At 54.1% G+C, this 17,590-nt stretch carries 19 protein-coding genes; 8 read left to right on the forward strand and 11 right to left on the reverse strand.

All coding sequences use genetic code 11. The annotated features are described in order from the left end of the window. The first annotated feature begins 45 nt into the window (after positions 1–45). From K0H80_RS01340 to K0H80_RS01355, 4 genes are all read left to right on the forward strand, one after another. Positions 46–351, forward strand: coding sequence for a DUF3630 family protein (locus tag K0H80_RS01340; protein ID WP_144203871.1), 306 nt, complete (start codon positions 46–48; stop codon positions 349–351). Next, positions 348–1,349, forward strand: coding sequence for a serine/threonine protein kinase (locus K0H80_RS01345; RefSeq protein WP_286670253.1), 1,002 nt, complete (start codon positions 348–350; stop codon positions 1,347–1,349). Before K0H80_RS01340 ends, K0H80_RS01345 begins: the two co-directional genes overlap by 4 nt. A 129-nt stretch (positions 1,350–1,478) precedes the next feature. Further along, positions 1,479–2,090: a thiol:disulfide interchange protein DsbA/DsbL gene (locus tag K0H80_RS01350; RefSeq protein ID WP_011864071.1), complete on the forward strand. Its 612-nt coding sequence runs from the start codon at positions 1,479–1,481 to the stop codon at positions 2,088–2,090. Positions 2,091–2,427: 337 nt separating this feature from the next. Next, on the forward strand, positions 2,428–2,640 hold the full coding sequence (locus K0H80_RS01355) for a DUF1107 domain-containing protein (RefSeq protein ID WP_011864072.1): 213 nt from the start codon (positions 2,428–2,430) through the stop codon (positions 2,638–2,640). Positions 2,641–2,735: 95 nt separating this feature from the next. On the opposite strand, the gene K0H80_RS01360 is transcribed toward K0H80_RS01355, so the two are convergent. Continuing rightward, positions 2,736–2,942, reverse strand: a complete 207-nt coding sequence (locus tag K0H80_RS01360; protein ID WP_011864073.1) for a cell division protein ZapB — start codon at positions 2,940–2,942, stop codon at positions 2,736–2,738. Positions 2,943–3,128: 186 nt separating this feature from the next. Continuing rightward, positions 3,129–3,410: a Rho-binding antiterminator gene (locus tag K0H80_RS01365; RefSeq protein WP_220043942.1), complete on the reverse strand. Its 282-nt coding sequence runs from the start codon at positions 3,408–3,410 to the stop codon at positions 3,129–3,131. Between the two features lie 96 nt (positions 3,411–3,506). Between K0H80_RS01365 and K0H80_RS01370 the strand changes: the two genes are divergently transcribed. Next, entirely contained in the window at positions 3,507–4,364 is an 858-nt protein-coding gene (locus tag K0H80_RS01370; protein WP_258406149.1) for a DUF1223 domain-containing protein, read from the forward strand. 68 nt (positions 4,365–4,432) lie between these two features. Here K0H80_RS01370 and K0H80_RS01375 read toward each other — a convergent pair whose 3' ends face one another. After that, positions 4,433–5,023: an outer membrane beta-barrel protein gene (locus tag K0H80_RS01375; protein WP_220072827.1), complete on the reverse strand. Its 591-nt coding sequence runs from the start codon at positions 5,021–5,023 to the stop codon at positions 4,433–4,435. Positions 5,024–5,208: 185 nt separating this feature from the next. Between K0H80_RS01375 and K0H80_RS01380 the strand changes: the two genes are divergently transcribed. Both K0H80_RS01380 and K0H80_RS01385 read left to right on the forward strand, forming a co-directional pair. Further along, positions 5,209–6,552 (forward strand): esterase/lipase family protein, encoded by a 1,344-nt coding sequence (locus tag K0H80_RS01380; protein ID WP_220072828.1) that lies wholly within the window; start codon positions 5,209–5,211, stop codon positions 6,550–6,552. Positions 6,553–6,724: 172 nt separating this feature from the next. Continuing rightward, positions 6,725–7,816, forward strand: a complete 1,092-nt coding sequence (locus K0H80_RS01385; protein ID WP_220072829.1) for a branched-chain amino acid aminotransferase — start codon at positions 6,725–6,727, stop codon at positions 7,814–7,816. 43 nt (positions 7,817–7,859) lie between these two features. Here K0H80_RS01385 and K0H80_RS01390 read toward each other — a convergent pair whose 3' ends face one another. From K0H80_RS01390 to K0H80_RS01410, 5 genes are all read right to left on the reverse strand, one after another. Continuing rightward, the gene (locus tag K0H80_RS01390) at positions 7,860–8,264 is read right to left on the reverse strand and encodes a hypothetical protein (RefSeq protein WP_220072830.1); all 405 of its coding nucleotides are present in this window, start codon (positions 8,262–8,264) and stop codon (positions 7,860–7,862) included. Positions 8,265–8,495: 231 nt separating this feature from the next. Then, positions 8,496–9,185 (reverse strand): GntR family transcriptional regulator, encoded by a 690-nt coding sequence (locus K0H80_RS01395; RefSeq protein WP_434086632.1) that lies wholly within the window; start codon positions 9,183–9,185, stop codon positions 8,496–8,498. Between the two features lie 205 nt (positions 9,186–9,390). Next, a complete protein-coding gene (gene yihG / locus K0H80_RS01400; RefSeq protein WP_220072832.1) occupies positions 9,391–10,338 on the reverse strand; it encodes a 1-acylglycerol-3-phosphate O-acyltransferase, YihG family in 948 nt (315 codons plus the stop codon). A 24-nt stretch (positions 10,339–10,362) separates the two neighbouring features. Next, positions 10,363–11,247 (reverse strand): 1-acylglycerol-3-phosphate O-acyltransferase, YihG family, encoded by an 885-nt coding sequence (gene yihG / locus K0H80_RS01405; protein ID WP_220072833.1) that lies wholly within the window; start codon positions 11,245–11,247, stop codon positions 10,363–10,365. A 115-nt stretch (positions 11,248–11,362) separates the two neighbouring features. Next, on the reverse strand, positions 11,363–12,883 hold the full coding sequence (locus tag K0H80_RS01410) for a YifB family Mg chelatase-like AAA ATPase (RefSeq protein WP_220072834.1): 1,521 nt from the start codon (positions 12,881–12,883) through the stop codon (positions 11,363–11,365). A gap of 328 nt (positions 12,884–13,211) precedes the next feature. Here K0H80_RS01410 and paeA point away from each other — a divergent pair, with 328 nt between their 5' ends. Further along, the gene (paeA, locus tag K0H80_RS01415; RefSeq protein WP_220072835.1) at positions 13,212–14,516 is read left to right on the forward strand and encodes a polyamine export protein PaeA; all 1,305 of its coding nucleotides are present in this window, start codon (positions 13,212–13,214) and stop codon (positions 14,514–14,516) included. Between the two features lie 48 nt (positions 14,517–14,564). On the opposite strand, the gene K0H80_RS01420 is transcribed toward paeA, so the two are convergent. The 3 genes from K0H80_RS01420 to ilvY form a co-directional block, all read right to left on the reverse strand. Continuing rightward, positions 14,565–15,446: a diguanylate cyclase domain-containing protein gene (locus tag K0H80_RS01420; RefSeq protein WP_220072836.1), complete on the reverse strand. Its 882-nt coding sequence runs from the start codon at positions 15,444–15,446 to the stop codon at positions 14,565–14,567. A 197-nt stretch (positions 15,447–15,643) separates the two neighbouring features. Beyond that, complete coding sequence (locus tag K0H80_RS01425) at positions 15,644–16,435, reverse strand: substrate-binding periplasmic protein (protein WP_258406150.1); 792 nt, start codon at positions 16,433–16,435, stop codon at positions 15,644–15,646. A gap of 85 nt (positions 16,436–16,520) precedes the next feature. Further along, positions 16,521–17,405: an HTH-type transcriptional activator IlvY gene (ilvY, locus tag K0H80_RS01430; RefSeq protein ID WP_011864093.1), complete on the reverse strand. Its 885-nt coding sequence runs from the start codon at positions 17,403–17,405 to the stop codon at positions 16,521–16,523. Positions 17,406–17,590 lie beyond the last annotated feature (185 nt).

The following is a 17,590-nucleotide window of genomic DNA, read 5'->3' on the forward strand; positions in this document are numbered from 1 at the left end:
CAAAAAGAATCAGTTTGAAGAGGCAGGGAAACCCCTGAGTAAGTTATGAATCAAGAGTTGAAGATCAGCGCCATTAAAGTCGAGCCCCAGGCCAAGAGCCTGTCGATTCTGGCCGATGTGGATTTTGACCGCTTCGATCCTTTTGCCGAGGCGCTCGTTAAGGCGCTGGATTGCCGGGTGATAGAGCGTCACTGGGGCGCGGACAGGCATCAGTGGCTGCTGGAGTTCGAGGGCAGCCTGTTGCAGCTAAATTATGAGTTTTATGGCGATGTCTGCTGGCTGTCGGTGGAGCGTGACGATGAGGTCGAGGTGCTCGTCTATCTGGCCAGCCTATTGGAGTCACAGTTATGACAACGTCGATGCAAGGGGCAGGGTTTCATTTTCAGGCGTTGACGCCTGATCTCATCCTGGATGCCATCGAATCTGTGGGTATCTACCCAGAGACAGGCCTGCTGGCGCTGAACAGCTATGAGAACCGCGTCTATCAGTTTCGCTGCGATCTGGGGCGACGCTATGTGGTGAAGTTTTATCGCCCCGAGCGTTGGAGTAATGAGCAGATCCAGGAGGAGCACGACTTCTGCGCCGAGCTGGTGGAGGAAGAGATCCCCGTGGCGGCGCCGGTGATCATCGAGGGACGCTCACTGCAGGAATATCAGGGCTATCGCTTCGCGCTGTTTCCCTCCATGGGTGGGCGCGCCTTCGAGGTGGATAACCTGGAGCAGCTCGAGGAGGTGGGGCACTTTATTGGCCGTATTCACCAGATGGCCAAGCGGCGCCCTTTTGTGCATCGTCAGACACTGACCCCTAAGCTGCTGGGCGATGAGTCTCTGGCGTGGCTCAAGGGCTCAGATCATGTGCCGCCCAGCCTTGAGACTGCCTATTTCACCATAGTGGAGCAGGTGCTGGAGAAGGCGAAAGCCATCTGGCATCAATATCCCACCGAGGCGATACGCCTGCATGGGGATCTGCACCCCAGTAACATCCTCTGGACCCCGGATGGTCCGGGCTTCGTGGACCTGGATGATGCCAAGATGGGGCCCGCGGTGCAGGATATCTGGATGATGCTCTCGGGCGAGCGCTCGCACCAGACCCTACAGCTTGAGGTGTTGCTCGAGGCCTACGAGGAGTTTTGCGATTTCGATAATCGCCAGCTGCATCTTATCGAGTCGCTGCGGGCGATGCGCATGCTGCATTACAACGCCTGGTTGAGCCGCCGCTGGCAGGACCCCGCCTTTCCGATGCATTTCCCTTGGTATGGCGAGGAGAAATATTGGGAGCAGCAGATCCTGGCCTTCAAGGAGCAGCTGGCCAAGTTAGATGAGCCGCCGATCACCCTGATCCCCTATTAGTCGGGGCTAATTTGGCTGTAATTTGTAACAGAAAAATGAACTTATCCGCTTGAGGTGGACTCCAAACCACTTTAAGGTATGGTCAATCTTTTTGTCATAGTGGTGCTGAGGCACTGTTAAGGAAGCATAATGAAGAAAGCGTTATTGGTAGCACTGGCACTCTTAGTTGCGCCTATGGCGGCACTGGCCGCCGACTACAAAGAGGGAGTTCATTACACAGTGATCAACGATGGCCCAGCTACGGCTAAGCCTGAGATCGCCGAGTTTTTCTCTTTCTACTGCCCACATTGCTACAACTTTGCCAAGACTCAGGTGCCTAAGATCAAGGCTAACCTGCCAGAAGGCGTGGTGTTTAAGCAGAACCATGTTGAATTTATCGGTCGTGAAATGGGCCCAGAGATGTCTCGTGCCTTCGCCGTAGCGAATCAGCTGAAGGTTGAAGACAAGATGGAACACGCGCTATTTGCCGCTATCCATGATAAGAAGCAACGTTTCGTTAGCCGTGACGATATCCGTCAGCTGTTCATCGCCAATGGCGTAGATGGCAAAGATTTCGATGCCGCCGCGAACTCTTTCATGGTGAGTGCGCAGATGGCGCAGATGAAGCGTGCCACTGAGAATGCCAAGCTGTCTGGCGTACCTGCCCTGGTCGTTAACGGCAAGTACCGTGTCGAGACTGGTGCGATTAAGTCTTACGACGAGCTGCTACAGATCGCATACTACCTGACTAGCTTGAAGTAATCGGCAGTCGGTTATCGAAAGGGGCTTAGGCCCCTTTTTTATTGTCCAGAATAAAAAAAACCGTATTTCCGGTCGCTGTGGAAATACGGTTATTGAGCTAAAAAGCTCTATTTACCCTGAGTAACTGCTCCAATCTACCAGTGTGTCAAAAATTTGGCAAGTGCCAATTTTTATTTCACCTAGTCTATTAGTCTGATAGACAAGGTAAATTTTTAGCACTATGGCGCGCGGGTCAAATTTCGCGAAAAAAATGCTCAGAAAATTGAAACTAACATGGTAAAAGACCTGTCGAATCTAAGTATAAAAATAAGAACGCAGAGTCTTGCTTGGAGGTCTCATGAGAGTTTTTCCTGTCTACGCGCCGAAATTGATTGTCAAACATGCCCGAATCTTTGTTTCTGGGGTGATCTGGGTGAAAGACCTGGGGCGATTAGAGTTCGAGAAAGGAAAATTTTTGCTGCCGCGTCAGAGCCTGCCTCAGGTAAAACGCGCCATCATGGAATTGAATGAAATGATTGAGCACCAACATAATGAGGCGAAGACGGCTTAGGTCTTCGCGCATCGAACGCGCTTATCAATAGAGCCTTAGGCTCCTTGTGTAAGCGCCTCTCTTCTGAAGTTATTCGCTAAGGTTATTCGCTAAGGTTATTCGCTAACTTCGTCGTTCAGCAGACCCACAAGCCCGGTGACTTTCTCGTTCCAAGAGGTGAGATCTTGGCTCAACTGTTGGTTCTGTTCGTTAAGGGTATGGTTCTTCTGCTTCTCTTCTTCAAGCTCCATTTTCAGTAGCTCAATGGTTTCGAGTGCCGCTTGGATTTTTGTCTCCAGCTTGGACAGTAGTTCAAGGCTCATGGGGAGGTCCTAATAGTTTCTGGATGGTGCTTCGATTCTATCAGTGCGGCTATCTGAGTGAATAGCTAATTCGTGCTAAATGTCTAAAAATCCATCTATATATGGATTAAACATTGTTTATTTCGTCGGCGCGGCGAGCATCCTACCTTAAAGGGCCTGTAGCCGACCCGTCGGCGAGCTCTGCCGTTAATCTACTTGTGACTTGTCTGCCGGTGCGATCACCACACGATCGAATGCCGCGCCCTGGGTTAAGGGGGTGATGGCCTGAATATGATCCAGGCGGATCGCCTGCTCGCCCGCCTCGTTTCTCACGGTCAGATACTCGCTCTTATCCGCCTGGGTGGTGAGTGTGATGGCGGTGGCCCTAATCTCCCCTGTCGAGGTCTCTATTAACAGCTGATAACCCCTGATGCAGGCCAGCTCCAGGTGGTCGTGAACATGACAGTCTATGATGCGGTAGGGTTGCATAGGATTTCCTTAGGTTAAAGCGCGCGTCCATGAACGTAAATGGCGCGGCGCCGGGTCTATTGAGTAGACCCATATCATCTTGGAGGAGAAGCCAGCTTGAGTAAAGTCGCCCTCTTGTTAATGCTGAGCCTGTTGGCTCATCCCACTTTTGCGACTCAGACACTGACGCAGTTTCATAAGCGCAGTGGTGAGCAGCAACCTCTGGTGGTCGAGCTGTTTACCTCCCAAGGCTGTAGCAGCTGTCCGCCCATGGAGCGATGGCTCTCGGGATTCAAACAAGAGACCGGCCTCTGGCACTATTATTTCCCGCTGGCGTTTCATGTGACCTACTGGAACTACCTCGGCTGGAAAGATCCCTTCGCTAAACGCGCCTTCAGTCAACGCCAGTATGATTACCTCAATCACAAGGGCATTTCCCAGGTCTATACCCCGCAGCTGGTGATCAATGGCCGCGAGTGGCGAGCAGGAAGGCAGGCGCTGCTGCCAGATGAGTCCGATAAGCGAGCGATAGTGGGCAGATTAAGCCTGACCATAACGGGGCAAGAGTTCACTGCCAGCTTCGACAGCCGGTTGCCCAGCAATCAAGGGCTCACCCTGCACCTTGCCCTGCTGGGCAGCGGGCTGACGACTCGAGTGGGTAGGGGAGAGAACCGCGGCAAACACCTGGTGGAAGACTTCGTGGTCTTGAGCCACAGGCGTTATTCGGCGTTAGCTTGCCAGCCCCTAAATGACCAGGCCTTGCTTGAACAGGCATCAGTTAAACAGGCATCAGTTGAACAGGGCTCGGCTGGACAGAGTTGGGACAAACAGACCGTCACCTTTAGCGGGCGCATTGAGCCGCTCGTTAAGGCAGATAATGCGCCTAAGCGTTTGGCCTGGGTGGCCTGGATCGAACAAGATCATATCCCCTTGCAGGCCGTGGGTGATTGGCTGCTGGTCGAGGAAGCGGATTGAGTGGCAGAAACAGATAAATATCACCCAATAAAAAAGCCCCTTGCGGGGCTTTCTCGTAAAGACTCGGCTTAGAAGCGGTAGTCTACAGACAGGTAAACCTGTTGACTGTCATCCAGTGAGAATGATGCCTTGTCGCCAGCGTCTGACGCGAAGCTTCTCTCATAGTCTTGCTTCAGGTAACGGTAGCCGATCTCTGTGCTCAGGCTGTCGTTGATCTTGTACATGAAGCCTGTTTGACCACCCCATACGAAGCGGTTCTTAGATTCCAGCATGTCTGCGTCTGGGCTCACATGGTTCACACCGGCTGTCGCACCGATAAACCAGTTGAACTTGTTGTTCGCATCCAGGCCGACCAGGTAGTCGTAAGACATCAAGAAGCTCTGCTGCTTAGCGAAGTCATCTGAGTTGTAAGAGTAAGTGCCGTATACGCGGTTGTTGTCATTGAGGTAAACACCGCCACGTAGTTCATAGATCATGTCGCTATCTGAATCTTTGAAGGTGCCCTTGCTGAAGCCAGGATCGACCGCTTCGGTGATCTCTGCCTTGTAGTTGTTCTCTTGTGAACCGATACCGCCACCGATGAACCAATCTGCTGCCATAGTTGGCGCTGACAATGCTGCGGTGATGACTGCGGCTACTGCTAATGTCTTCTTAGTCATAATATGCTCTCTTTTAAAAGGTGGTGTTGTTTTCGTTGAGGGCATAGTAAGTTAGCCTTGCTGAACCAAAACTGAATGAGATCTGCAAGTTAGTTTCTATTTGTCTTGCCGATAGGTGGATTGCTTGTGTGACGAAATGAGCGGGCTACTCCTGTGAGTGGGCCGTTTGATAAAGGAGTGAAACCATGAAATTGGTGTTTGTACATGGATGGAGTGTCACCACTACCCAGACCTATGGCGAGTTGCCCCAGGCGCTGCTTAAGCTGGCCCCCGAGGCCTTGGCCCTGGATATTCAGCACATCTATTTAGGGCGTTATATCAGCTTCAACGACGCGGTGACGCTTGAGGATCTCAGCATCGCCTTCGAGGCCGCCCGCCGCGCCGAGCTGGGCGATGAGCCCTTCTCTGTGATAACGCACTCTACCGGTGGCCCCCTGATGCGCCACTGGCTGTGTCGCTACTACAAAGAGGCTGAATCGGCGCCGCTGCAACACCTGATCATGCTGGCGCCTGCCAATCATGGCTCGGCATTGGCACAGCTGGGTAAATCCAGGGTGAGCCGGCTCAAAGCCTGGTTCGATGGTGTCGAGCCGGGTCAGCGCGTGCTGGATTGGTTGGAGCTGGGTAGCGACGGACAGCACGAACTCAACCTGAGCTGGCAGCAAAAGGATTGGCTAGGCGCCGGCGTCTATCCCTTCGTGCTCACCGGAGAAACCATAGATGGTGCGCTTTACGATTATATGAACAGTTACACTGGCGAGGTAGGCTCAGATGGTGTGGTACGGGTGTGCGCCGCCAACATGAACTTTGTCTACGCCAAGTTGGAGCAGCAAGCCGGGCTTCTGTGCGAGAGCTTCGATGGCGAGTGCCCTGAAACTCTGGCGCTAACGGAGCTCACCCAGGCCGTTGAGCCTTGCGTCTTAGGGATTGTGCCTAAGGCGAGTCATAGCAATCGCAAGATGGGGATCATGAACTCTGTGACCCAGCGAAATGCCGCCAATAAGCCCGTGGTTGGCGACATCCTGGACTGCCTGGCGGTTACTGATCGAGAGAGCTATCGCCGACTCAGAGAGCAGGTGGCAGAGGCGTCCGAGGCGAGCCGGAAGCCGCCGCGCTACTGCATGCTGGTGGTGCGGGTGTTCGATAATCTGGGTCACAGGGTGACCGACTTCGACTGCTATCTGCTCGCGGGTGATGAGTATCACGCCTCCAAGTTACCCCGCGCCATGGTGCTGGATAAGCAGCGCAACAGCGTCAACGGTAACGTGATCACCTTCTACCTGGATGCTAACAAGCTCTCCAAGATACGCGCTGGCAAGCTGGGGCTTAAGCTGATCCCAAGGCCAGGCGAGGGTTTTTGCCATTACAAGAGCGCCGAGTTTCGCTGTGAGCCCGAGCAGTTAACCCAGCTGTTTGGCGCCGACGAGACCCTGATGCTGGATATTCAGCTAGAGCGCTATATCGCCCCCAATACCTTTAGCTTTGCTAAGATTGGCGAGAAAGAGAGTTTTAAGGATATCGAGCCCTAGGGCTTTTCGAAAGCGACTCAGGTACCCGGTGACTTGTCTGCTCGACTTGCCTTTTGCTGTCTTAAAATCTGTACTCTGACTAGGATGAAGAATTTCGTGCCAGACCGCTTATGGCTTGACTTTAAAGCAGGGCGTCCATAGTCTGCTAGATCAGTATTCAAGGTGGTATGCAATGCAAATAAATTATAATTTAAAACCTGCGTCTGAACGCCGAACACAGCAGTTTAAGCCCGAGACCAATGTTGGCTTTGGCAATCTTAGAACTGACCATATGTTTTTGATGGATTACCGTGATGGGGAGTGGCGGGATCCTAGGGTAGTCCCTTACGGACCATTCGAGATGGCACCGGGTGCCATGGCACTGCACTATGGGCAATCCATCTTCGAGGGGGCTAAGGCCTTCATGCACGACGATGGTGAGATCTATACCTTCCGTTTAAACAAGAATGCCGAGCGTCTCAACCTGAGTGGCGAGGTGGTCTGTATTCCTCCTGTTCCCGAGGCGATGCAGCTGGCGGGTATCAATGCCCTGATCGACGTCGACAGGCTGTGGTTTCCGATGCAGGATGGGGCCTGTCTCTATATTCGTCCCTTCGTGTTTGCCACCGAAGACAGACTCTCGGTGAGCCCGAGCCAGCAGTACACCTTCTGTGTCATGTTGAGCCCGAGTGGCGCCTATTATGCCGATGGCTTCGATAAGGCGATTCGCCTGCTGATCACCGAGCGATTCCACCGCGCGGTATCGGGTGGTACGGGCGCCTCAAAGGCGGCGGGTAACTATGCTGCTTCGCTCAGGGCGGGTAAGGCTGCGGCGGAATATGGTGCGGCCCAGGTATTGTATCTCGATGCCAACAACAAGCAGATCGAAGAGGTGGGTGCAATGAACCACTTCCACGTGCTTAAAGATGGCACCATCATCATACCTAAATTTACCGACACCATTTTGAAGTCTATTACCTCGCAATCCATCATGGAGCTGGGAGAAGCGCTCGGCTGTGAGGTGCGCCAAGAGACGGTCATGCTGGACCAGTTTATTGCCGATATCGAGTCTGGTGAGATCGTCGAGGCCGGTGGCTTTGGTACCGCCGCCGTGGTGTCGCCTGTGGGCTCCTATATTTTCGAAGACCATAGAGTATTGACGGTCGGCGATGGTCAGGTGGGCGAGCATACCCGCCGCATCTATCAGGTGCTGACGGATATCCAGAAGGGTAAGTGTCAGGGCCCTGAAGGCTGGATGCAAAAGGTTGAGCGCGTTGCGCCTTAACTCTTGAATCTGATATGAAAAAGGCGCCTACCAGGCGCCTTTTTTAATTGAACATCACGGTGGCGGAGACCCGTACCGGCTGGGCAGACTTATTGTCGACCGTGGCGTTAAATCTCTGCTCGCTAAATTTAGCTAGCAGAGCTTCTTTTTGCTCGGGTGAGATGGATAGATCGTCGAGTTCGAGATCCACTAACTGCCCCGAAGGATTGATGCCAAAGCTGATATTGAGTTTCTGTTTTTGTTCGATCAATCCCTGCCAATTCAGGGTGTTGTTTTGGATAACCCAATACTTGCTTAGCTGCGCTGGAGTGACCTCTAGATAGTCTCTCTCTGGCTGAGCGATGAGATTGCTCTGACAGGCTGAGACAAATAGGGGTAAGGTTAATAGCGCAAGTAAGCGGAAAAGCGATGACGGTTTTTGTCTAGCGATAAAATGAACTGGATTCACAGCGACTACTCTCTGCCAATGCATATCTATGCATTTAGTTTGGTCATTCAGGCAGGCAAGTATATTAACATTTAGTTAAAATTTGTAGTCAATTTTATGACATTTACAATAATTTGGCGTGAAGAGTGAGTGACATCTGATTTTAAAGAGAAAAGGCCTTGCCGGAAGGGAGGGGCAAGGCCTTTTCAAGTCGATGCCAACGCGTGTTCGCTGGCATGAACCCGGTTAGCGCTACTCTGCCTGTAGCGCCTTAAGTCGTTTCTCTGTGTTGATTCGCCCCTGTTCGATATGACGGCGCATCAATAGGCTGGCCAATTCGCCATCGCCAGCGGCAATGGCTTCGACTATGCGTCTGTGTTCGGCGATCGCCCTGGTCGGCCGGCTCTCGCTGGTGCATTGATAACGATACATGCGCAGCAGGTGGTAGAGGTTACCAATCAGCGTTTCCTGCAGGTGGCGACTGCCGCTGGCGCGTATGATGCGGTAGTGGAAATCCACATCGCCATCTTGCTGAAAATAGGTGTCGCCCTTGGCCAGCGCCGCTTCCTGACTATCCATCAGGCGTTGCAGCTGCATCAGTGCCGTCGGCGTAATGTGTTTTGCGGCCAGCTCGCAGGCCATGCCTTCCAACACGCTGCGCAGACGGTAGAGGTCGTTGAGTTCATCTATCGACAGCTGTGCGACACGGGCGCCGACATGGGGGATTCTGACGATGAGGCGGCGACGCTCCAGGGTTAGCAGGGCTTCCCGGGTGGGACCGCGGCTGATGCCGTAGCGTTGGGCAAGCATCTGCTCGTTGATCTTACTGCCGGGGGCCAGCTCTCCCTTGATGATACTGGTCTGGATCGCCTGTAAGGCCTTATCCGCCAGGGTGAGTGCGGGCGTCTCTGTGTCTAATGTGGATAAGGCATCTAACGCCATTGGCTTGCTCATTAAGGGATTGGATGAGTCATGAAATTAGTGCGGCAAGCATAGATTGTCAACAATCCATGGCTAAAACTTAAGTCTAACGCAAGTTCTTAACCGTTATTTCTGTGAGTTACTGAAGCTTGGCAGGTTTGGTTAGTTGATTTTGTTGACAACTTGAGGAATTCGCCACCTGGGAGGGCGGCGAATGGGGCTAAGGCTAGCGGCTCTCGGCCAGGGAGCGGGTCTCTTCGCTAACCAGCTGATCTGAGTTGTAGCGGGTCAAGATCTGGTGGATCTGCTCATCTTTCTGCTGCCAGACGCCGTTGAGCCAACGCTGGAACTGGGCACGACACTCGGCGTCGTTGAAATATTGCTGATCGTCCACCTCAGGCACCGGCATAGATTCGATGCGCACCACGATACGTTTCACCTTGCCGTGCATCACCTCGGATAGGGTGTTGTCAGCCGAGTCGGGATAGACCAGGGTGACGTTAAGCAGGCTGGTAAACTGTTCGCCCATGGCCGAGATGGTAAAGGCGATACCGCCCGCCTTGGGGCGCAGCAGGTAGCGGTATGGAGAGCGCTGACGTGCTTTCTTCTCTGGGGTGAAGCGACTACCTTCCACATAGTTGATGATAGAGGTAGGGACAGTCTTAAACTTCTCGCAGGAGCGGCGGGTGGTCTCTAAGTCCTTGCCCTTGAGCTTCGGATTCTTACGCAGTTGCTTGGCGCTGGTGCGATTCATGAAAGGCATATCCAGTGCCCAGCAGCCGAGGCCGAGGAAAGGCACATAGAGCAGCTCTTTCTTCAGGAAGAACTTGAGCATGGGGATGTTGTTGCGCAGCACATAGGTGAGGGCTGCGATGTCGAATCCGCTGAGGTGGTTGCTGATCAACAGGTACCAGCCATCTTTCTTCAGTCCTTCCAGGCCTTCGATGTCCCACTCTATCTTGGCGATCAAGAACAATATGCCACCGTTGATGCAGGCCCAGCTCCACATGCAGCGATTCATCAGGTGCGAAAGGCCGGTTCTCAGAGGTGTGATCGGCAACAGCAGCTTAATCAAACCGCCGATGCAGATGATGCTGCTCCAGATGACGGTGTTGATGATCAATAGCGTCAGGCTGAGCACGAATAATAGCGGGCCGGGTAAAAAATTTAGCATCTTTCTAAAACACCTTCTCTGCGGTTATTGCTCAGCCATTTGGGTTAACATGGCATCCTTCTCTTGCCAGATGCGATTGAGTTGTTCCTGGAAACTGATCTTGTAGGCACGATCGTTAAGGTAGTCGCCGCGCATCTCGGGAGCGATATCGCTGACCTTGATGTGTACCCGGATCTGTTTGACCTGCCCCGAGATGAAGTCCCAGAAGCTAGGGGTCTTGTCCGGATAATAGATGGTGACATCGACTAGCTTGTGGATCTGATCGCCCATCGCCGACAGGGCGAAGGCCATGCCGCCGGCTTTCGGCTTGAGCAGATGGTTAAACTCTGAATTTTGCTTCTTGTGTTTTTCGGGTCTGAAGCGGGTGCCCTCGACAAAGTTCATCACGCTGACCGGCTTAGTCTTAAACTTGGCGCAGGCCTTACGGGTGATCTCGATATCTTTGCCCCTGAGTTTCGGATTCTTGCGTAGCTGGGCACTGCTGTAGCGGCGCATGAAGGGGAAGTCTAGCGCCCACCAGGCGAGGCCTAGCACAGGCACGTAGAGCAGCTCCTGCTTCAGGAAGAACTTCAGGAAAGGGATCTTATGATTGAAGATACGCTGCAGGACCAAGATATCGACCCAGGATTGATGGTTGGCGATCACCATGTACCACTCCTTGGGGGAGAGGTCGCTGTCGCCTTCAACCTGAACATCCACCCGATGGAACAGACGTTCGATTAAGGTGTTGACGCTGATCCAGGCGGTCGCGCAGTGATCCAACAGGTAGCTACACAGGGTACGTAGCGGCGTGATCGGGATAAGTTTTATTATACTTACCAATAAGATAGGTATTACCCAGAAAAGGGTGTTGATGACATAACAGCTAAATGCCAAGCTGCCTCTTATTAGTGATAGCGCCGCGCCCATTAAAGCCCCCATAAAAAATTCGGAGACCTATGTTACTCGCCTGAGCCCATTAGCTCAATCTTATCCTGTTCATCTTGCCGAGATAACCCTGTTTTAATTAAGGGTATAATTGGCCTCAGTAAGGCGTTTTCAGGCTATTGAGCAGACGATCCATGGCGCGATAGCCAAGCGCTTGGGCGATATGGTGGCGAGCGACATCTCTGCTTTGCTCAAGATCCGCTATGGTACGGGCGACCCTCTGCAGCCTGTGATAGCTACGCACCGAGAGCCCGAGCTGGTTGACACTCTGCTCGAGAAACTCGAGATCCTGCTGGCTGAAGCCCGCGGTTTGCGTGAGCTGTTTACCGCTCAGCTCGGCGTTGAGTACCCCGGCGCGGCTTAGCTGGCGCTCCCTGGCCTGATGCACCCGCTGGGCAACGTCTCGGCTGGTTTCCCCCTGCTTGCTGCTGGTGAGTGTGCCTTGGGGCAGGCGGGGCACCTCTATGGTGAGATCGAAGCGATCGATGAAGGGGCCCGAGAGTCTGGCGAGATAGCGCTGGATCTGATCCGGGGTGGCTCTGGCGTTGGCACTGTCGCCACAGGGGCTGGGGTTCATGGCGGCGATCAGCTGAAAGCGGCTGGCGAAGGTGAGCTTGGCGGCGGCGCGGGAGATCACTACCTCGCCTGTCTCCATCGGCTCTCGCAGGCAGTCGAGTACCTTGCGGGGAAACTCGGCCACCTCGTCGAGGAAGAGCACGCCCCGATGGGCCAGGGAGATCTCGCCCGGCTTGGGATGGCTGCCACCACCCACCAGTGAGATGGCCGAGCTGGTGTGGTGAGGGCTGCGAAAGGGGCGCCGATAAAAGGCCTGCATGGGAATGCTGAGCCCCGCTACCGAGTGAATGGCGGCGACCTCTAACGCCTCGTCATAGTCCAGTGGCGGCAGCAGCTGCATCATCCGGCTGGCCAGCATCGTCTTGCCCGTCCCAGGAGGGCCGAGAAACAACAGGTTATGATTGCCGGCGGCGGCGATCTCCAGTGCGCGTTTGGCCTGGTACTGGCCGATCACATCGCTGAGGCACTTGTGGTCGGTGTCAGCCTGAGTATCCAGCCACTGCAGATCTTGGGTCAGGCCGGGCAGCGAAGTCTGACCGTGCAGGTACTGGGCTAAGCCTTGCAGGTGGGCGGCGAAGAAGCACTTTCGATAACCGACCAGCTCGGCGTCGCCTCGATTCTCCAAGGGGAGGACTAAGGTCTTGTCCTGTTTACGGGCGTCGATAATCACCGGCAAGATGCCGCTGCAGGGTCTTATCTGCCCGGAGAGGGCCAACTCGCCGATGAACTCATGATCCGCCAAATGGGTATCGGGCACCTGCTTGGAGGCGGCCAGTATACCGATGGCGATGGGGAGATCGTAGCGGCCCCCCTGTTTGGGCAGATCCGCAGGAGCCAGATTGACGGTTATTCTGCGTTGAGGAAATTCAAACCCGGCATTGATCAGGGCGCTGCGCACCCGCTCCTTGGCTTCCTTGACCGAGGTTTCAGGGAGTCCCACCAGGCTGAAGGCGGGCAGGCCATTGCTGAGATGCACTTCGACCGTGACTTCGGGAGCTGCCACGCCCAGGCTGGCGCGCGTGGTGACGCAGGCGATGGCCATAAACAAATCCTTTTGTTTTTGTTATTAAACCTGAAAGAAAGTGTAGCAGGAATACGTTTTTTAGGCGTTCTGTACAAAATTTAGTTGCCTATTGGCCAATTTCTGATAAAAGGTGCTCCATATTCTCAGCCGTCTCTTATTGCGGCACTTTTCCCCCAATTCGGCATCTTGAGGTGGTATCTCAATCACGTCTTATGAAGGCGTAAGTCACTATAATTGTCGGCGTCTTCACACTGCATACATCATTTAGGGTTAATGTCTCTTAGTCCCCATCCCTGGGGAGCGCTTGGCCGTTGCAGGCCTGTCTGAGCTTTAGGTTAGGTTTAAAATGAGTCTACTAGATAACATGTTGATTATTTTGCTGTTAATCGGCACCAGTTGTTTTTTCTCCATGTCGGAGATCGCCCTGGCGGCGGCACGTAAGATCCGTCTGCGTCAGCTGGCCGACGAGGGAGATCCTCGCGCGGAAAGGGTGTTGCAGCTGCAGGCCCATCCCGGCAGCTTCTTTACCGTGGTGCAGATAGGGCTAAACGCGGTGGCGATCATGGGCGGTATCGTCGGTGAGTCGGCCTTTACCCCTTATATCAGGGCGGGGCTAGAGTCCTGGGTGGCCGATCCCTGGCTCAGCCAGCTCAGCTTCGTGTTGTCATTCATCATAGTGACCAGCCTGTTTATCCTGATCGCCGACCTGATGCCTAAGCGAGCGGCCATGGCGATGCCCGAGCGGGTGGCGCTGGTGCTGGTGGGGCCCATGACCTTCTGTATCCGCCTGTTGACGCCCCTGGTGTGGGTGTTCAACGGTCTGGCCAATGCCATCTTTCGTCTGCTGCAGATCCCCACGGCCCGTAACGACCAGGTGACCTCTGACGACATCTATGCTGTGATGGATGCCGGCGCCGAGGCGGGCGTGCTGGACAAGGATGAGCAGCAGATGATCGAGAACGTGTTCGAGATGCAGACGGTACCTGTCACGGCGGCCATGACGGCGCGGGAGAGCCTGGTCTACTTCCTGCTGCAGGACGATGAGGAGGTGATCAAACGTAAGATCGCCGAAGATCCCCATACCAAGTTTTTGGTGTGCGATGGTCAGCTGGACATCATCAAGGGGGTTGTCGACGCCAAAGAGTTGTTGATTCGGGTGATCAATGGCCAGAGCATCACCCTCAAGGACAGTACCCTGGTACACAACTGTCTGATCATCCCAGACAGCCTGAGCCTGTCGGAATCGATGGAATATTTTAAGAATCACAGGGCCGATTTTGCCGTGGTGATGAACGAATATGCCCTGGTGGTCGGCATAGTCACCACCAATGATCTACAGAGCGCCGTGATGGGCGCCTGGTCACTCCATGAGAGCGAGGAGCAGATCATCGCCCGGGATAAAGATTCCTGGCTGGTGGATGGTGTGACGCCCATTACCGATGTGATGCGCGCCTTCGGTATCGAGGCCTTCCCCCAGAGTCAGAACTACGAGACTATCGCCGGCTTCATGATGTTCATGCTGCGTAAGATCCCCAAGCGCACCGATTTTGTGAATTTCGGTGGCTACAAGTTTGAGGTGGTGGATATCGATGCCTATAAGGTGGACCAGCTGCTGGTGACGCGCATCCCCGCCGAGGCGACGCGCCCCTAGTGGCGGCAGTCGAGCAGTAATAAGCCGTGTGACAGCTGCTAGACAATCTCAGGGGCTGAACTGCCCCAGAGGCGCAGGTATGTCGCTTACCTGTGAGAAGGTCTCATAGTCACTGTTATTCTGTTTACTGCGATACATGGCGATGTCGGCATGCTTCATCAGGGTCTTCCTGTCATCGCCATCCTGGGGATAGAGGGCTATGCCTATGCTGATGCCGACGGCGAGCAGATGGCCCTCGCAGTGGATATCCTCTATCACCGCCTTTTGTATCTGCTTAGCCAGACGCTGCGCCTGGCCAAGCTCGCTCTTGGGCAAGAGCACCGCAAACTCATCGCCGCCCAATCGCACCGGTAGTGCCTGGGGCGGCATGATGCGCTCGATACGGTAGGCGATGATCTCCAGCACCTTGTCACCGGCATCGTGGCCCAGGTTATCGTTGATCATCTTGAAGTCGTTGAGATCCATCATGATGAAGCCGAAGGGAGAACCGTTTTCCTTGATCAGCCGCTCCATGGTTTCATACAGCATGTGGCGGTTGGGCAGATCGGTCAACGAATCGTGATAGGCCTGATAGTGTTTATCTTCCAGCGTGTCTTGCAGCTTGACTATGGTCTTCATGCTCATCTTGACCACCAACCAGACGAAGGCGCCGCCGGCGGAAAACACCAGAGACACCACGGTTTCCAGCGGGCCGGTTTCCCGATTGAGTAGCATCCACAGAAATCCCAGGTAGCCGAAAATAAACATGCCAATCATAAATAGCAGCAGGTGCCAGCCTTGGGTCTGTGGCGGTTTCAGCTGGCAGATCTGATAGGTAGGAATGAGTGATGCGAGCAGTCCCATCAAACCGATCAATACGATAAAAATGGCAAAGGCGGTCATGTCTCCCCCTTTCGGCGCATTGGCGTTGAGTGTGTCATTCCTTGGCATGGACGTGTCGACTTAGTTTTGGAGTAAAGGTCACGTCGGGTTCGCCAACTGCTTGAAAGTCTTGTGGCTGAGATGTCGGTATTAAGTATAGGCTAAGTTGGCTACAAGGTAGGTGGCCGCCCGGTTTATCTCATCGCCGAGGCAATAAATTTAGTGCTATAGGTTTGGCACTGTAGGCGTGACTCAAAAGGTTTGGCTCAATAGGTTTGACTCAGTAGCTGCAGGTGATGCTCAAGCAGGGGACGTAACTTGCCCTGTTTGTTGAGGCTGTCGACCTTGGCATCGAACAGCTGCTTGATGGTCTCTTTGTGCGGCGAGTTTTTAGAGATCAGCATATAGAAGGGTTCTGGCTTGGCGTTGGGGGCTGTGATGCCGGCAAGTCGGGTGTAGAAGTCTTCCATTTTGTTGATGGCCAAGGTGCCGCTGAGTGTCTCCTTACGGGCGAGGAAGAACTGGCAGCGCTTCTTGGTGAGCATCTCGGGCAGGTGAGCCAGACTGCGGATCTGAAACAGGTGAAAGTCGGGCTTGAGGCCGAAGTTTTCATAGTTGAAGTTCTTGATACCGCACACGCTGCCGTAGTGGTTGAGCTCTTCGAGGCGCTGCACTTCTACCCCCTTGGGAAAGTCTGACTTGAGGTAGTAGTAGCTGGGGGTCAGATAATAGTAGGGGGCGGAGATCAGATAGTCACGGCGACGCTCGCTGTTAAGCGACGCGCTCATGGCCGCATCGACCGTGCCCTGTTTGACCTCCTTGAGGCAACGATTCCAGGGCAGGGCGATCACCTTATGGCTCAGCACGCTCTGACCGAAGGTAAGGTTGAGTATGTCGATGTCGTAGCCAATGCTGCGGGGCTCCACGCTCTGGTTACGGTCGAAATAGTTGAAGGGAGGAAACTCGGTGTTTTCGACGCATATGGTGACAGAGGCCGTGGCCAGGGCGGGAAGGGCCGAGAATAACAAGGCGAAGCCACAGCATAAGCGAGTGGCCAAGCGTCCCCATGACACCATAGCTAACCTCTTGAAAATTCTTCGATGAAATCAGTATAGCAGAGGCCTGCTTTAAGCAAGTTTTTTGCTAGTTGACCGCATTGAGTTCTTTGACGAAGGCGGCGATCACCGGCTCATCTTCACGGCTTTTCTTGCTGCAACAGCCCAGCTCGAAGGGGGGAATGGCGACCGGCGAGCTAAGTTGCTGGATCCTGTCTTTCACCGGGCTGTTTTGAATCACCACCTCGGGGGTGATGCTCACCCCACAGCCCAGTGCCACCATGGAGGCGATCGCCTCCTGTCCCGAGACCTGGGCATAGACATTGGCACTGAGCCCCAGCTGCTTGAACCAGTTCTCGATTCTCAGTCGCCCAGGGCCATGTTCCGGCAGGATGAAGGGCAGGCGATCCCAGGGAATATAGGGCTCGGTCAGCAGCTCCTGCACGGCGCATTTGAAGGTGGGGGCGATGATCACCAGGGGCACATTATCTATCTTGATGAAATGCAAGGATTCCGGCAGGGACTCGGGCTTGGCGGCGATGCTGATGTCGGCGCGGTTCTGCCGCACCATCTCTACCGCATTGGCGGCATCTCCCGTGGTGAGGGCGATCTCCACCAGGGGATGTTCGTTACGAAAGCGATCCAGCAGCGCCGGCAGATGACTATAGGCGGCGGTGACCGAACAGTAGATGTTGAGGCGGCCGCGCAGTAGATCCTGTTTGGGATCCAGCCTGTGTTTCAGTTTGCTCCAGTTATCCAGAGTCTGCTCGGCAAAGTGGCGATACTCCACCCCGGCATTGGTGAGGGTCACACTGCGATTGTCGCGCTCGAACAGCTTGGCACCTACTTCTTCCTCCAGGCGCTGCATGGCGCGGCTCAGGGTAGAGGGGCTGACATGCATCTGCTGGGCGGTGCGGGCAAAGTGCAGACTGTTGCTCAGGTGCAGATAGAGTTTGATGGTACGAATATCCATGGCGTCGCCTTACTTTTTCAGCTTGATTCGAGAGTGAAACCGACCCTTGTTGTATTGCAAAAAGTGCAACGTGATGTTTCGAATATATCATTTTAAGCAATAAAAGACATGGGCTATAGTTGATCTCATTCACAGCTTGGCCAAGGCGGTTGAGCCCATTTTCAACGGTTTCGTTTAAAGGTAGG

The organism is Shewanella aegiceratis (assembly GCF_019457495.1).
In the GTDB taxonomy this organism is placed as follows: Bacteria; Pseudomonadota; Gammaproteobacteria; order Enterobacterales; family Shewanellaceae; genus Shewanella; species Shewanella loihica.

Bases quoted from the DNA above. Each gene is read 5' to 3' on its own strand.
- K0H80_RS01345 (WP_286670253.1), top strand. From the start codon at position 348: ATGACAACGTCGATGCAAGGGGCAGGGTTTCATTTTCAGGCGTTGACG.
- yihG (WP_220072833.1), bottom strand. From the start codon at position 11,247: ATGGGCGCGGCGCTATCACTAATAAGAGGCAGCTTGGCATTTAGCTGT.
- K0H80_RS01340 (WP_144203871.1), top strand. From the start codon at position 46: ATGAATCAAGAGTTGAAGATCAGCGCCATTAAAGTCGAGCCCCAGGCC.
- K0H80_RS01365 (WP_220043942.1), bottom strand. From the start codon at position 3,410: ATGCAACCCTACCGCATCATAGACTGTCATGTTCACGACCACCTGGAG.
- K0H80_RS01375 (WP_220072827.1), bottom strand. From the start codon at position 5,023: ATGACTAAGAAGACATTAGCAGTAGCCGCAGTCATCACCGCAGCATTG.
- K0H80_RS01395 (WP_434086632.1), bottom strand. From the start codon at position 9,185: ATGGCGTTAGATGCCTTATCCACATTAGACACAGAGACGCCCGCACTC.
- ilvY (WP_011864093.1), bottom strand. From the start codon at position 17,405: ATGGATATTCGTACCATCAAACTCTATCTGCACCTGAGCAACAGTCTG.
- K0H80_RS01355 (WP_011864072.1), top strand. From the start codon at position 2,428: ATGAGAGTTTTTCCTGTCTACGCGCCGAAATTGATTGTCAAACATGCC.
- K0H80_RS01410 (WP_220072834.1), bottom strand. From the start codon at position 12,883: ATGGCCATCGCCTGCGTCACCACGCGCGCCAGCCTGGGCGTGGCAGCT.
- K0H80_RS01360 (WP_011864073.1), bottom strand. From the start codon at position 2,942: ATGAGCCTTGAACTACTGTCCAAGCTGGAGACAAAAATCCAAGCGGCA.
- K0H80_RS01380 (WP_220072828.1), top strand. From the start codon at position 5,209: ATGAAATTGGTGTTTGTACATGGATGGAGTGTCACCACTACCCAGACC.
- yihG (WP_220072832.1), bottom strand. From the start codon at position 10,338: ATGCTAAATTTTTTACCCGGCCCGCTATTATTCGTGCTCAGCCTGACG.
- K0H80_RS01350 (WP_011864071.1), top strand. From the start codon at position 1,479: ATGAAGAAAGCGTTATTGGTAGCACTGGCACTCTTAGTTGCGCCTATG.
- K0H80_RS01420 (WP_220072836.1), bottom strand. From the start codon at position 15,446: ATGCCAAGGAATGACACACTCAACGCCAATGCGCCGAAAGGGGGAGAC.
- paeA (WP_220072835.1), top strand. From the start codon at position 13,212: ATGAGTCTACTAGATAACATGTTGATTATTTTGCTGTTAATCGGCACC.
- K0H80_RS01385 (WP_220072829.1), top strand. From the start codon at position 6,725: ATGCAAATAAATTATAATTTAAAACCTGCGTCTGAACGCCGAACACAG.